Raw genomic sequence first — 17,160 nt, 5'->3', positions numbered from 1 at the left:
CCTTAAATGGTCTATTAACCCCTCATGACTATTTATTATTTACGATATGTTTGATTTACAATTATTACCTAATAGTCAACACGAAAGCCAGTCTTTTTACTTTGGTTACATTTTTTTACTAATTATTTCTTTACGAAATAATTGAGTTTGGTTTTGCGTTTTGACAAATTTTTTGTGCTGAAACCAATTAACCAATTTATATTTTAACCAAAAATCTAAAAAAATGAAGTCAAAAATTCTAATTTTTCTAAGTTGTTTATCTCTGATTTTTATAGTTGGGTGTAAAAAGTCGACTTCGCTTATAACAGCGAATAGTTCGTCTGCACCCACCTCCAAACTGGCAGTAAACGCAGTTTCAGCGTTTATTCATCCGGGCATGTTGCACAGCCAGGCAGATTTTATCAGAATGCAAACTATGGTTAGCGCAGGTGCGGATCCCTGGCTTTCAGGATGGAACAAACTGACAGCAAACTCGCACTCGTCATCAAGCTATACCATGAAAGGGCCTGTTGATACAGTTTACAGAGGTTCGGGCTCCCCTGAGAATTATTCAAAACTGTATAATGACATTGCCGCCGCTTATCAAAATGCTTTGCGTTGGAAAATAAATGGGGATGTAGCCTGTGGAAATAAGGCAGTGGCTATCATGAACGCATGGTCATCTACTTTGACAGCTATCGGAGGATCTGCAGACAGATGGCTGGCTGCCGGTATATATGGTTATGAGTTTGCCAATGCAGCCGAGATCATGCGCGACTATAATGGCTGGTCAGCAACAGACTTTACCCGGTTTAAAAATATGATGCTCAACGTATTTTATCCGATGAATCATGATTTTTTGGTAAACCATAATGGAGCCTGTATAACTAATTATTGGGCAAACTGGGATTTGTGTAGTATGGCATCTATCCTGTCGATAGGTATATTGTGTGATGACACCAATAAGTTTAACGAAGCGATAACCTATTTCAAAACCGGTGCCGGCAATGGGTCAATTGATCATGCGGTGCCATTTTTATATAATTCCGGTCAATTAGGCCAGGGACAGGAATCTGGCCGGGATCAGGGACATCAATGTTTGGATATTTCTTTGTTGGGTGCTTTTTGCCAAATGGCTTACAACCAGGGCCAGGATCTGTTTGCCTATGAAAATAATAAAGCATTGGCAGTTTGCGAATATACCGCCAGTTATAATCTTGGAAACACGGTGCCTTTCACTACCTACAATTGGGCCAACGGGCAAAATTGCACAGCACAAACACAAACGGTAATTGCGGAAGGTGGTAGAGGAGACATTCGTCCGAGCTGGGAGCTGATCTATAATTATCAGAAATCACATGGCATTACCGGAGCAACCTACAGCGGCCAGTATGCCACTAATGTAAGGCCTGAAGGTGGTGGTGGCGATTATGGACCCAATAGTGGTGGGTATGATCAGTTAGGATTTGGTACATTAACCCATTCTGTAGGGGCACAGCCCATAGCCAATGGCACTTATAAATTGATCAACCGCGCCAGTGGAAAATACCTGGATAATTTGGGTGCAACTACTAATGGTGCAAATGTGGGTCAATGGGCTTCGAGTGGCAGCAATAATCAGAAATGGGTATTAACCTATAGCGGTGGTTACTACAAACTGGCTTGTGTAACCGGTAACAAATGCTTGGATAGTTATGACCATACTGCCGATGGATCAACAGTTGCACAGTGGGCAAACGGTGGTAGCACCAATCAGCAATGGACAATCATACCTGTAGGTTCTTATTACAAAATTGTTAACCGCACCAACGGTAAATGCCTGGATTCAGGAGGCGGAACTACGGACGGAGCTATCATGCAATTTTGGCCAAGTGGTAGTAGTAACAACCAGCAATGGACCGTTGCGCCATGATATACTTGTTGCAGTAAAAAAGAACGGAAAACCTATATTTAATTAAACAAAAATGGCGTGAGTGTATAGCTCATGCCGTTTTTGTTTAAACCATCCCCCTTATTTGACCCATTAAACCCCCTTGTGAGTCTTTGTTTTGCTCTACTTTCGAAACACGATTATAAACGATTTTTCCGGATATGCTTTGCACATATCATTAAATCAATTTAGTAATTATTAATCTACCCCTTGTATAAGGCAAACGGCTTTATATATGATTAATGAATAGATTACTGTGAGGTATGTGGTAAGGTAAGTAGAAATAATAGCAAAATTATGAATGGTAATTACTTGAAAATTTGTTCTGATGTAGTAAGGTCCAATATGGTGTTAATCACCTTGTTTTTCTTATTTGCAGCATTTCAGGCGGATGCTCAAATCAATTTGCGGGTATTACCCAATATAAATTATTGTGCAGCACAGGCTCAAAAAACATTAAACACTATTCCCGCAGGTGGTAATAACCTGCCCCGTAATATAGATAACGGTAAAACAGACTGGCGTTATGTAAACTATCAGGATTGGTGCAGTGGTTTCTGGCCCGGAATATTATGGTATTTATATGAAGGGACCCATGGTCAAAAATGGAAAACAGCTGCAGATAAATTCACTCGGGAGTTAAAGCCTGTTTCTGAACATAGCGGTTTTGATCATGATCTGGGTTTTATGGTATTTAACAGTTTTGGCAACGGATATCGGCTAACCGGAGATCCGGAATATAAACAGGTTATATTAAGATCGGCAGATTCACTGGCTACACTATTTAACCCCAAGGTAGGCACTATTTTATCATGGCCGAGAATGGTAAAAAAAATGAACTGGCCACACAATACTATTATTGACAATATGATTAACCTGGAACTGTTATTCTGGGCTTCAAAAAATGGTGGCAGCAGGAATTTATATGACATTGCGGTTAAACATGCCGAAACTACGATGCATAATCATTTCAGACCCAATTATACTTCTTATCATGTGGTGGTATACGATACGGTTACCGGGAAAAAGATAAAAGGAATAACCCATCAGGGTTATGCGAATAACAGTATGTGGGCCAGGGGACAATCATGGGCTATATATGGCTTTACCATGTGCTACCGCGAAACCAGGAAAACGGAGTTTTTAGATTTTGCACAAAAAGTAGCAGATGTATATTTAAGCCGTTTACCGGCTGACCTCATACCTTATTGGGATTTTGATGATCCGGCTATACCCAATACCCCTAAGGATGCTTCGGCTGCATGTATAACCGCTTCGGCATTATTGGAGTTATCAACCTTTGTAAAGGATAGAGCCAAAGCCAGTATTTATCGCCATAAAGCCGAAGCTATGTTGCAAACGCTTTCTTCATCAGCTTACCAGAGCCGTGGTGTAAATAATGCCTTTTTACTGCATTCAACCGGACACCATCCTGCAGAGACGGAGATTGATGCATCGATCATTTATGCCGACTATTATTATCTGGAGGCCCTGCTGCGGCTGGAAAAATTACAACATATCAAAGCTTATCACCTTTATAAATCACGCTAAATGAGATATTTTCTATTGGTTATGGTTTCATTTATCACCTTAACCGCCAGGGGACAAAACACCATAACTAACACTCCTGTTAATCTACAATCACCGGATCAAAACCTGACGTTAAAATTTAATCAAAAATCATTTATTGGTAACAAACGAATGATGTATTATGAAGTGAGTTATAAAAGTAAGGAGGTAATAAAAGAATCGGCATTGAATATACAAATGGATAACCAGCTCTCAGAAAAGGCAATGGCCTTAAAAATAGATCAGCATAAAGACTGGTGCGAAAACCTGGAAATAAAGGAGATCAAAACAGTAACCCATGATAACACCTGGAAACCGGTAAACGGCGAAAGTAGTCAGATAAGGGATCATTACAACGAAGTAGATATTACACTGGTAAAAGACGATAACCCGATATACGTAGTGCAGGTGCAGTTTCGGGTTTATAACGAAGGTGTGGCTATACGCTATTTCTTCCCTGAGAATGTAAAGGGAACTTATTATAATGTAACGGCAGAAAATACAGAATTTAGCTTCCCCTCCGGCACACAAGCCTGGTTTGCCAATTGGGCACAGGCGCCTTATTATAAACTGCCATTATTAAACTGGCCCGGAGAAAGTGAGCGCCCGTTAACTCTTGAACTGCCAAATGGCTTATTCGCAACACTTGCCGAGGCGCAAATGGTAGATTATGCACGTACCAAATTTAAGTTAAGCACCAATAAGCCCAATACCATTATTACATCAATGTTTGGCGAGGCCCAGTTGATATCGCCGGTGTATACTCCCTGGCGGGTAATTATGGTGGCAGAAAAACCGGGCGATTTAATTGAACATGACTATTTGATACTTAATCTGAATGAACAAAGCAGAATAACCGGCAATACCGATTGGATAAAATCAGGTAAAATTATGCGGGTGATGACACAAACCACCGCCGATGCGAAAGCCTATATTGATTTTGCTGCCCAACAGAACCTGCAGTACATATTATTTGACTGGAAATGGTATGGGCCGGCCTTTAGCTTTGATTCCGATGCAGCAAAGGTTGCCATACCCGATTTCGATTTACCGGGAATTATTCACTATGGTAAAGACAAAGGAATAGGGGTTTGGCTTTACGTTAACCAACAGGCACTGTTGGCACAAAGTGACAGCCTGTTTGCAGTATATAGTAAATGGGGGGTAAAAGGCGTCAAATTTGGTTTTGTGCAGGTGGGATCACATCGCTGGACCACCTGGGTAGAGAAGGCTATACAGCAGGCGGCAGCCAGCCAGATGATGGTTAATATTCATGATGACTGGCGCCTTACCGGCGAACAGCGCACATGGCCAAATCTGATGACAGCCGAAGGTATAAGGGGTAACGAAGAAATGCCGGATGCCACCCACAATACTATTTTGCCCTTTACCCGGTACATAGCAGGTCCGGCTGATTATACGATCTGTTATTTTGATAAGCGGATAAAAACTACTCATGCCCACCAGCTGGCATTGGCTGCCATTTACTATAGCCCAATTCAAACTTTATTTTGGTACGATAATCCATCGCAATACCACCAGGAACCTGAACTGGAATTCTGGAGCAAAATTCCTACCACCTGGGATGAAACAAGGGTGATACAAGGTGTGCCTGGTCAATTTATTACTACCGCCCGGCGCAAAGGAACAAAGTGGTTTGTGGGAACCATCACTAATAATGAGGCCCGCAGATTACAACTACCGTTAAATTTTTTATCAAAAGGGAAGAAATATATGGCTACTATTTATTCAGATGATCAACGGATAAAGACAGCTACACATGTGAAAATAACCCATCAAAAAGTAGATGCTTCAACGATTTTGGATATTAATTTAAAGGCTTCAGGGGGGCAGGCGATTTATATTACAGATGAAACGCAGGACAGATAACGTAAATAACATAACATAAATGCAAATTGATAAATTGTCTGGTTCATTTATTTTAACGGCCGACATTGGCGGAACGCATATTACAGCAGCTATATACGATCTGGGAAAAAACAGCATTATTAAAGAAAGTATTTCCCGTGTTGCGTTCAGTAGTAAGGGAAGTGCCCAAAATATATTGAACTCCTGGGCCGGAGCCCTGTCTCAAACGCTGGGAAAAACCGGGATAGCCATTTCGGGAGTTGGCATAGCCATGCCCGGACCTTTTGACTATGAAACGGGTATTTCCTATATAACCGGGCTTAGTAAATATGAGTCGATCTATGGCATGAACATCAAACAACATCTGGCCGAAATACTGCAGCTGCCTTCTGAAATTTTCAAATTCAGGAATGACGCGGAAGCCGCAATTGCGGGAGAGGTAACTGCGGGTGCCGGCAAAGGATTGAATAGTATTATTGGAATTACGTTGGGCACCGGATTTGGATCGGCCTGGAGTTTAGATGGTATTACGAAGGACTTAAATTTAGGCAATGAACCATATAAAGATAGCATTGCCGATGATCATTTATCTACCCGATGGTTTCTAAAACGTTATCATGAATTAACGGGTCTTTCCATTACAGGTGTCAGGGAGTTGGCTTTATTGGCTAAGCATAGTCCAATAGCCAGAGATATATTTAATGAGTTTGCTGTAAATATGAGCGACTTTTTACTGGAACCTGTTCTGCATTTCAAGCCCGAAACTTTGATTGTTTGCGGAAATATAGCCAAAGCATCGGCATTTTTTATGCCTGTGGTGGCCAGCCGATTAAATATGACTACGGTGAAGATTGGGCAATTAGGTGAATATGCAGCTCTTATAGGGGTTGTCAACCTGATTTAGACCAAATGATATCACCCAGCTGCTTATTCAGATCATCTTAACCCTCAGTATAATGATGAAGAGAAAAATCACCATCAATGACATTGCCAGAGAACTGAATATCTCTAAAACCTCAGTATCATTTGTTATTAATGGTAAGGCGCGTGAAAAAAACATCAGTACGGGATTAGAGAAAAAGGTATTAGCCTACATTGATGAGATTGGCTATCGTCCCAACCATTTTGCCCAGGGCTTACGTACCGGTAAAACAAAAATGATCGGTATGCTGGTCGAAGATATATCGGATCCCTTTTTTTCTGCTATCGCCCGCATGATGGAAGAAATTGCTTATAAAAAAGGATACAAGATCCTTTACAGCAGCACCGAAAATGATACGCAAAAAGCAAAGGATTTGATTGAGATGTATCGTATCAGGCATGTAGACGGTTATATTATTGCTCCTCCGCCCGGTATTGAATCGGAATTAAAAGAGTTGAGGGACGATGGTTTTTTTGTATTGCTATTTGACAGAACCCTGGCGGGACTGGAAATCAGCAATGTGGTAGTAGATAACCTGGAAAGCAGTTATAAAGCCGTTAAACATTTAATTGATAACGGCTACAATAATATAGCAATGATTACCTTATTGTCTGATCAAACACAGATGCTTGACAGAAAATCTGGTTATATGAAAGCTTTAGATGAAACTAAAAAGCCATACTTACTGAAAAAAATAGCCTATCATGATAAAAGGGAAAACTGCATTCGGGAAATTCAGGATTTCCTGATCGCCAATCAGGAGATCGACGCGCTGTTTTTTGCCACCAATTACCTTGCCGAAAGCGGGTTGGAAACATTAAAGCTTTTAAAGCGCCGTGTTCCTGAAGATATAGGAATAGTAGTGTTTGATGATCATTATCTTTTTAAACTATTTACGCCATCCATTACTGCCATAGCCCAGCCGATCAAGGAGATATCAGAACAGGTAATTCATTTGATGTTGAAAAGTATTTCTGGCCCTAAGATCAAAAAAACGGTTAAAACGGTGGTTATTCCCACATCACTCATTGTCAGGGATTCTTCTTTACCTCAAACAAAAACAAACAACGATTCCTGGGTTAAAAGACTGGTCAAAAATAAGTTCTGAGCAAACAAAATATTAAAAAATTAGACCCTCTTTTTTCCTTATAAAAGGCCCTTCAAATTGATTTTTTCTAAGAAGCAGGGACAAATATCGCTTATCTGGTCATTTGATGAAAAAGAGGGTGTTTTTATTGATTTACCCCCCGCTGTTTGACCCCGTACACCCCTTTTTATTTTTTTTCTACACTATACATTAGCAGCCAATTATAAACAACTATTGATATTAACGCCTTGCGTATTTGTCAATAAATCAATTTAGTAACCTATTCTTAATTTAAACCAATTTATGATGGAAAATTTTACTTTGCTATCAAGGTACAAAGCTGCAACAATTACGCTTTTTCTTTCCTTGTTATTTTGTTTGAACTCCATGGCGCAGGACGGGACTGTGACAGGAAAATTGATCGACGCCAAAACCCGCGAAACGATTATAGGAGCAACTATAAAAATTAAGGGAACCCAAACGGGAACTGTAACTGATGTAACGGGTGCGTTTAAGCTTAACGCTGCGTCCGGAGCAGTTTTGCAGATCAGTTATATCGGTTATCTGACAAAGGAAGTAGTGGCTGATCCGGGTAAACCAATGATTATTAGTTTAACAGCCAACAGTAGTGACTTAAGCGAAGTGGTAGTAGTGGGCTACGGTACGCAAAGAAAAGCCACCCTTACCGGGGCCGTGGCAACTGTTTCATCCAAAGTTTTTGAAGACAGGGGGCCGATCAATAATCCGCTGGCGTCCTTACAGGGGCAGATACCGGGTGTGATCGTAACCCGTAGCTCGGCCCAACCAGGAAGGGAAAACTGGAATTTCCAGATCAGGGGAGCAACATCCACCAATGGGCAGGACCCGCTGGTTATATTAGATGGAGTACCCTTATCAAGTAATTTCCAACCGGATCCTAATAATAGTTACACTACCAGTAATGCTGCATTAAATTCAATCAATCCGGATGATATAGAAAGCATTTCAGTTTTAAAAGATGCTGCAGCATCTATTTATGGCTCAAGAGCTGCATATGGTGTCGTGCTGATCACCACTAAAAAAGCAAAGAATGGTAAAATGATAGTTCAATATGATGGTTCTGTTTCCAGAAAGATTCTCGGCTTACAGCCAACGCTCATCAACGATAAACAATGGGGTGAGGGATTAATGCAGGCATTAACGAACGATAATYATGGCATAGCACCAACCGGTTACCTATGGTACCAGTTAGCAGCCCTGGCTACCAATCCACCTGCTTCCGGCTATATTGATATTACCAAACTACCTGGTTATGCTGGCTCTGCAAACGGTGTATTATACAATGGTGTACCGCTCCCATCTTTTGGAGATGTTAAGGATTTTACCTTTTTTGACACCAATCAGCAAAAGATCTTGTGGAAGAATGCGACTTCAACCCAGCAAAATCTAAGTTTTTCCGGCAGGACCGAAAAGGCGGGTTACCGGGTATCATTGGGTTATTTAAATGATGGGAGTCAGTTGCGGTGGGGAACCAACGGAAACCAGCGATACAATTTGCGGTTTAATAATGATTATACCTTTAGTGATAAAGTTAAACTGGAGACCAATATATCATTAGAAAGAAATAGCATACAGCAACCATCCCTGTACAGTTATAATGGGTATAGTTCCCTTAGTGAGTATGCCCAGCCCGGATTACCGGCCTTTACTTCACAAGGTCAGCCCTATGCATGGGGAACTGTTTTTAGTGCGGCTGCTGCAGACAGGGATGGCGGCTCCAATTTGGAGGTTAACACCAGGGCTCTTCTTAACAGTACACTTACCTACAATTTTGCCAAACACCTGACCTTTACCGGTGTAGCAGGTTATAATACCTGGTTCCAGGATAGCAGGATCCAACAAAAGCAGGTTCAATATTATAATTATGCCGGTAATATCCTGGTGCAAACTTTACCATCAGCTGGTGGAAATAATAATGTTAATAATACCTGGTATCAAAGGATGAATACCACAGAACCTTATTATAACCTGAATGGCAGGGTAGCCTATAATAATACCTTTAACAAGATACATGATGTAGGCTTGATGATAGGTGGCTCTTATGAAAAGGATGAATTTAATTCTTTTGTAACCAGGACATATAACCTAAGCAATGATGCTATTCCATCATTAGGGCTTGGTTTAAGTAATGGAACCGCGGGTTATGTAACCAATGGCGAAACCCAGAACCATTATGCATTAGGTTCATATTTTGGCAGGGCAACTTACTCCTACAAAGGTAAATACTTATTGGAGGCGATAGGACGATATGATGGGTCTTCTAAATTTATTGCAAACAGCAGATGGAAGTTTTTCGGCGGTGTACAAGGCGGCTGGCGGATCATTGAAGAGGGTTTTATGAAAAATCAGAAGGTGGTTGATGAGCTTAAACTGCGGGTTTCTTATGGAACAACAGGTAACCAGGGCGGGATAGGATTGTATGATTACATTCAGTCATTAGCTGTAAATTCAGGCGGTGCTCTGCTTGGATCGGGTACCGCAACTACGGTAACAACATCAGGAAACCTGGTTTCATTAAACAGAACCTGGGAAACCGTAAAAAAGAAAAATATAGGTCTCGATTTTGGTTTCCTAAATAATCACTTGACCGGCGGTTTCGATATCTATCGAAATGAAAATACCAATATGTTGCTGGGGCAAACCTATCCTGGTGTTTTAGGAGCCGGCGCTCCTGCTTCTAATATCGGCGATCTGAAATCGTGGGGCTATGAGGGCAGCCTGACCTGGAAATCAAAAATTGGCAGTGTTTCCTATAGCATAAGCGGAACGATAACGGATAATCAAAATAAACTGGTGCATTATGGCGGGGCCAATGTGCTGAGTGCCGGCTTTAACCCAACAGTAGAGGGATACCCACTGAACTCCTATTTTGGGTTGAAATATGATGGCCGCTTGCAAACTCAGGCACAGGTTGATGCTTATAATGCTAAATATGCGCCGGCGGGTAGTACCAATAATATAAGTTTACCTGTTCCAAGCCCTTTAGCCAACCCTGCTGGTCAGGTTTCCGGTCTTCGTCCGGGTGATAATACTTTCAAAGACGTAAATGGGGATGGTAAACTAAGTATAGGAACAAGCACCAGTGATCCTGGCGACCTGGTGTACCTGGGCAGCAACGACCCGAGGTATAGTTTTGGTTTTAACCTGGGGTTGCAATGGAAAGGATTTGACTTTTACACCATTTTTCAGGGAGTTGCTAAAAGAACGATCTTCAGATCAGGAAATATGCGGATTCCTTATAAGTCTATTTACCAGGGACAAAGTGATGAATATGTAGGTAATACCTGGTCACCAAGCACTCCAGATGCTTATTACCCTAATTTACATTCAGCGCAGAATAATGGTATCAATACCTATAATTTCCAGATCTCTTCCTGGTCTGTTGAAAATGGCGCCTACATACGTTTAAAAAACTTGGTGGTAGGATATACGCTACCTAAGCAATGGCTTGAAAAAAGCGGTGTGATCAGAGGACTTCGCATCTACTTTTCAGGAAGCGATTTATGGGAGCTAACAAAAATTCATGACGGGTGGGATCCCGAAGTAACAAGAACGGTTAGTGGTAATGAAAGATTTCCTTTCTATAGGTATGTAACCCTTGGAGCTAATGTTACTTTCTAATTTTAATAATTAACGAAAATGAAAAAGAATAGCAAAAAATATATATTGGTATTGATAGCAGCCCTATTTACCATAAGCCAGTATGGCTGTAATAAGACCCTGAACTTAAAGCCGGCTGACCAGATTAATGATCCGGCATTTTTTAAAACACCTGCTGATTTTAAAACCTTTGCCAATCAATACTATGGCTACCTGAAAAACTTTACAACATTGCTGGGGGTTACTGATGCCCCGCACTCGGATGGTCGCTCGGATTTAACGGGCGGTGGTGGGAGTTTCGGTGCGGGCACGAATAGCGTACCGGCTACGGAAGCGGGGCAGGGTAATGCCGGTAACTGGACAACAGATTATGCCCGGATCCGGGCAACCAATTATCTGCTCAGCAAAGCTACATCATATGCAGATCAGGCTGGTATTGCGCAATTTGTGGCCGAGGCAAAGTTTTTCAGGGCATACGTTTATTTTGATCTGTTGCAACAATATGGAGGAGTGCCTATTGTAACTACTTTACTTGACCCCACATCGCCAGAATTATATGGAGCAAGAGCAACCAGAGACGCGGTGGCTGATTTAATTATTAGTGATCTTCAGGCTGCTATACCCGCTTTGCCGACATCTATCGCTGCAAACTCTGCCGACTATGGCAGGGTTACACAGATGGCTGCGCAATCCTTTTTATCAAGGGTGTGCCTTTATGAAGGTACCTGGCAAAAATTCAGGAGCGGGGATGCCACAAGGTATAATGGACTACTCGACAAAGCCATCACCGCATCCAATGCTGTTATTGCCAGTAATCAATATGCACTGTTTGGCACACCTGCATCCAATGCTTTGGGCGGCAACAGTACCATCTTAGGCGATTCTGCTCAGAAGTACCTGTTTATTTTAGAGAACCCTAAATCAAACCCGGCTGGTGTTACAAAAGCTGCTAACCATGAGTATGTATTGGCGGTAAGATATGATGATGTTATAAAAGTAGCAGGTGTAAACATTAGTCGTTCCGCACGTAATGGTACCGGAGTAAACAGGAAATTTGCCAATATGTTTTTATGTACAGATGGCTTGCCTATAGAAAAGTCGCCATTATTCCAGGGGTATCAAACATATACTTCAGAGTATCAAAACCGGGATAGCCGGATGCGCTATACAATTAAAGTGCCCTATCAATACTACTGGTTTGGTTTGCTTAATGGCAGGGTTAACTGGACGAATGATGCTGCTGACCGGGCAACCGCAGAGCAGGTAGTAAGACCTGCCGGTTATGGGGGCCAAAAATGGATTTCGGAGCGCCCGGTAGCTGATAAATTTGAGTCGGAAGATTATCCGGTGATCAGATACGCGGAGGTATTATTGAATTATGCAGAGGCGGTTTATGAACGTAATGGAACCATCAGTGATGCCGATCTGAATAAATCATTGAACCTGGTTCGTTTGCGTGTCAATAACGCCATGCCTCCTTTAAGTAATAGCTTTGCCGGTATGAATGGCCTGGATATGAGAACCGAGATCAGACGGGAGCGTGCTATTGAGTTGTTTGATGAAGATTTCCGATTTGATGATATCAAGCGCTGGCATAGTGCCGCCATTGATCTGGTGAGCAATATAGGCGGTACAGCTTATGGCAATCTGGCTGAATTTGTAAGCCCCTGGCCTCTGGGTACTAAATATACAGGCACACAGGCACAGCTTGGGCCAGATCCTATAAACCCAGCACCTACTAATCCAAAAGATGCCAATGGCTGCCTGATCACCGATCAAACGGCAAGGCAGTTTAGTGAGAAGAATTACCTTTATCCTATACCGGCACAACAAATTTCTTTAAACCCAAAACTTGTCCAAAATCCCGGCTGGTAACAGCAGGCAAAGCTATAATGACTGCTTTTATGCAGTTATTATAGCTTTTAAAATGAAAATGTGGTAAAGCTTTTTAGATGACCGTTATTGATGCTCTTACCTAGTTTATTTATCTTTAAACCAACACAGCTGTAATTCAATAATTGTTCCTGTAATTTAGCTGAAATGTTAAAATTATTCACGGATATTTGTGTTAACCAATTAAGTGTACAAAGAACAATCATTTTGCAGAAAAATGAAATATAACAAGCTTTTAATCCTGTTTTCTTTTATTTTATGCAACGTGATGGTAGCGGAGTGTCAGCCATTGTCGTACATCGGTATTGACCAGGGTTTATCTAATAATTCCGTTAGGTGTATTTACCAGGATCACAAAGGTTTTTTATGGTTCGGAACATATGATGGCCTTAACAGATACGATGGTTACAGCTTTAAGATTTTCCGGAACAAATTCAAAGATCCCGGTTCGCTGATCAATAATTACATATTTTCAATAACCGAGGATGAGCAATCCAATATGTGGATAGGTACTCATGGAGGAGTATGTATATACAATAATCTTTCGGGCAAATTTTCAACGGTTAATTACATATCCCGGCAAGGGGGGCAGAGCAAGGAAATAACGGTTGGGGTGCGGGTTATCAAGTCAGATCAAAAAGGCAACATGCTGTTGGGGACATTGGGTAAAGGCTTACTTTTTAAGGACAAATCGGCGCAAGCGGCTGTAGAGATACCTATCAGTAATGACAAGACCCAGCTATGGGATTATGATGTTCAGGCTATTAAACCGGACAATAGGGGACGGATCTGGGTATTTATACCGCAAGTTGGGCTTTGTATGCTAAGTAGTGATAGCCGTAAATTAAGTATTGTTAGTTCCGCAGTCAGAAATGCCTATTGTATTGAACCCGATCAGGACGGTGATATCTGGATAGGAACGGGCGAGGGCTTGTTTTTTTATCAGGATAAAACAAGGGTAATGACCCAGGTGCTTGATCAGGGTAAAGGAAAATTGATCTTTAGTAAAGTATCAGACATGGTACTGGATAAGCATGGACAGTTGTGGATGACCATCAATGGGGGAGGGATAAATATTTATAACACGCTGACGCAGAAGGTCAGTTACTTAAGGACCGACAATGGGATCAGCCCGCTTTCAAACGATGCTGCCTATACCATATATCAGGATAAAGACAACAGGTTTTGGATCGGTATTCTTAATGGCGGTGTTAATGTAATTGACCCACAAAAGGGACGGTTTAAAACACTTAGCCATGACCCTGCAGATCAACGCTCCTTACCTAAAAGAGCAATGTATGCGCTTTACGAGGATATTAATAACGATCTGTGGATAGGTACAGAGGGTGCAGGTATCGCAGTATGGAACCGAAAAACGAATGTTTATAGCCAACTTAAAAATGAAACGGAAAACACAAATTCGCTTAGCGACAATTTTGTAACCAATATCATCAGGGATGACGAGAAAAATATCTGGGCAGGTACTTTTTTTAATGGGGTGAATAGGTATAACAGATCAACACATACTTTTGAGCGTTATAAATGCATAAACCCTTTATCCAATACTGAAAACAAGGTCGTATCAACCATGTGTGAGGATCCGGACAAACATATTTGGGTTGGAACATTAAAAGGGGATGGAATTAATGGTGCCCTATATACCTTCGACAAAAAAGACAACCGTTTTGTTGCGTTTGACACCAGTCTTTCAGATCTGTGGAGTCTTACCCCTGACAATGAAGGAAGGCTATGGGCAGGAACGCTTACTCAATTAGTTCAAATAGACCGGAAAAATAAAAGACATCGGTTTTTTGAACTGGGATATTATTTACGCAACATTTATGAAGATCGTAAACATAATTTCTGGATAGGGACAGAGGGTGGGGGACTGGTGCTGTTTGACCGTGCCAAATCTGCAATTGCTGCCCGTTATACTACCGAAGATGGATTATGTAATAACTCTGTATTGAATATATTGGAAGATAAGGAGGGCGATTTGTGGTTAAGCACATTTAATGGCTTGTCTAAGTTTAACCCGCGTACCAAAACCTTTAAGAACTATTACAAAAGCGATGGGTTGCAAAGTAACCAGTTTCATTACAATTCCAAGGCTGTTTTGCACACTGGCGAACTGGTATTTGGTGGCATAGAGGGTATTAATATTTTCAACCCTGAAAAGGTTACTGACATTAACACCACGCCTAAACTGGTATTGTCAGGAATAACTGTCAATAACCTGGCGTTAGAGAAAAATGCAGATTGGGTCCGGAATATTTCTGCTGATGTCATAAAAAAAATAGAAGTGCCTTATGATAAAGCTGTCTTCGCTTTTGATTTTACAGCATTAGAATATACTGCGCCCGATAAAATTAAATATGCTTACTATATGGAAGGCTGGGATCATGGCTGGACTTATTCTGAGCATATACGCTCTGCCAATTATACCCACCTTGACGAAGGAAACTACACATTCAGGGTAAAGTGTACTAATGCCGAAGGTCGATGGATGTCGGAGCAAATTTCGTTGAGTATACATGTTCTGCCGCCCTGGTACAGGGCCTGGTGGGCCTATGGCTTGTACTTAATGGGTATTATAGGGGCAATTTATGGGTATCTTTTTTATCAAAAAAAACAAACCCAATTGCAATATGAAGTGAAGTTTGTCAAGGAATTGAATGAAAAGAAAATTGCGTTTTTTACTAATATATCGCATGAACTGAGAACCCCACTTACACTTATTGTTAACCCAATCAAAGATCTGTTACACAGTAACGGAACCAACATTGATTTAATAGATATTAGTGCGGTATATCGCAATTCACGCCGTTTGCTGAGTTTGGTGGATCAGTTGTTACTCTTCAGGAGTTCTGAAAAAGAGGTAGCTGATCTGAATCCTGCTGTGCTCAATTTGAAAGATGTTTGTTATGAAGTTTTTCTTTGTTTTAACAATCAGGTAAAAGCAAAAAAAATTGATTATCAATTCCTTTGCCATGACAACAATATTAAGGTTTATGCAGATAGGGAAAAACTCGAGATCGTGTTGTTTAATCTCTTATCGAACGCTATAAAATATACACCTGAATGTGGCTCTATCAGTATTCGGGTAGACAAGGGTGATGAATTTATTGAAATATTGGTAAAGGATACCGGTTATGGTATTGCTGAAGAAACGGGTGAAAAATTATTCGAAAAGTTTTACCGGCTAAATCAGGGCGCGGATAAGATAAAAGAAAGCGGATTTGGGATCGGCCTTTTTCTGGCAAAAACATATTTAGAACTGCATCATGGTAAACTATCCTACACCAGTGTGTTAGGAAAGGGTACTACATTCAAAATATGCTTACCTAAAATAAGTGAACATTTGTTTAATGATACGCAGAAAGAACAGGAGGGTCAAAGTAAAATTACCTATCCACTGATACAGGAATTGATTACAGAGCCGGTTGAAATAGGCGATAGTTATTTGATGAGGTCTACCGCACATATTGACGAAATTATGAATGATGTAGTCAACAAAAAACCTGTCATCTTGTTGATTGATGATGATACAGAAGTAAGGCGTTATATCAGACAGTTATTGCAGGATGAATTTATTATTCATGAGGCCGGGAATACAGAAGCGGGTTTTAAAAACGTGTTGGATTGTGAACCGGATATTATAGTTTGTGATGTAATCATGAATGGGGTGAATGGTGTGGAGTTTTGCTCAAAGATGAAGGAATCCCCTTCATTTAGCCATATCCCTATTATATTATTAACCGGGAGTTCATCACCTGAAATCAAACTCAAAGGTATAGAATGCGGGGCCGATGATTATATCACTAAACCTTTTGAAAGTGACCTGCTGATTGCACGTATAAAAAGCATGTTGAAAGGCCGGAGTACGCTTAAAAATTATTTCTTTAACGAAATCACGCTTAAGAATAACAGCTTGAAGATCCCTGCCGAATACAGCGAGTTTCTCGCTAAATGCATCCGGATTATTGAAAGCCATTTAGAAGATGAGAGCTTTTCTTTAAAAATATTTACTGATGAAATTGGCATGAGCAGATCTAAACTATTCAGGAAGATCAAATCTATCTCTGGCTTGTCCAGTACAGAATTCATCAGGTATATCAGGTTGAGAAAGGGTGCTGAATTAATGATCCAGACCGATTTGCAAATAAAAGAGATCGCGTTCAGGATTGGATTTCAGGATATCAAATATTTTAGGGAGCAGTTTAACAGGTTATTTGAAATGAACCCATCGGATTTTATACGCAAGTACAGGAA

8 protein-coding genes are annotated in these 17,160 nt (G+C 40.9%); all 8 read left to right on the top strand.

The features are described from left to right. Positions 1 to 223 precede the first annotated feature (223 nt). Positions 224 to 1,891 (top strand): RICIN domain-containing protein, encoded by a 1,668-nt coding sequence (locus tag AC1DRQ_RS24440; RefSeq protein ID WP_477427699.1) that lies wholly within the window; start codon positions 224 to 226, stop codon positions 1,889 to 1,891. A gap of 315 nt (positions 1,892 to 2,206) precedes the next feature. Next, positions 2,207 to 3,460, top strand: a complete 1,254-nt coding sequence (locus tag AC1DRQ_RS24435; protein ID WP_477427697.1) for a glycoside hydrolase family 88 protein — start codon at positions 2,207 to 2,209, stop codon at positions 3,458 to 3,460. Beyond that, positions 3,461 to 5,368 carry a glycoside hydrolase family 97 protein gene (locus tag AC1DRQ_RS24430; RefSeq protein ID WP_477427695.1) on the top strand — a complete coding sequence of 636 codons (1,908 nt, stop codon included), beginning with the start codon at positions 3,461 to 3,463 and terminating at the stop codon, positions 5,366 to 5,368. A gap of 19 nt (positions 5,369 to 5,387) precedes the next feature. Next, entirely contained in the window at positions 5,388 to 6,251 is an 864-nt protein-coding gene (locus tag AC1DRQ_RS24425; protein ID WP_477427693.1) for an ROK family protein, read from the top strand. Positions 6,252 to 6,303: 52 nt separating this feature from the next. Further along, positions 6,304 to 7,377, top strand: coding sequence for a LacI family DNA-binding transcriptional regulator (locus AC1DRQ_RS24420; protein ID WP_477427691.1), 1,074 nt, complete (start codon positions 6,304 to 6,306; stop codon positions 7,375 to 7,377). A gap of 282 nt (positions 7,378 to 7,659) precedes the next feature. Beyond that, positions 7,660 to 11,016 carry a SusC/RagA family TonB-linked outer membrane protein gene (locus tag AC1DRQ_RS24415; protein WP_477427689.1) on the top strand — a complete coding sequence of 1,119 codons (3,357 nt, stop codon included), beginning with the start codon at positions 7,660 to 7,662 and terminating at the stop codon, positions 11,014 to 11,016. Positions 11,017 to 11,034: 18 nt separating this feature from the next. After that, positions 11,035 to 12,870, top strand: coding sequence for a RagB/SusD family nutrient uptake outer membrane protein (locus tag AC1DRQ_RS24410; RefSeq protein WP_477427687.1), 1,836 nt, complete (start codon positions 11,035 to 11,037; stop codon positions 12,868 to 12,870). 235 nt (positions 12,871 to 13,105) lie between these two features. Then, positions 13,106 to 17,160, top strand: a 4,055-nt coding sequence (locus tag AC1DRQ_RS24405; RefSeq protein WP_477427685.1) for a hybrid sensor histidine kinase/response regulator, incomplete at its 3' end; no start/stop codon positions are given.

It is taken from the genome of Mucilaginibacter sp. P4_E8, assembly GCF_056401495.1.
Note: the sequence above shows the minus strand (reverse complement) of the source record. Positions and strands in the feature narration are given on the sequence as shown.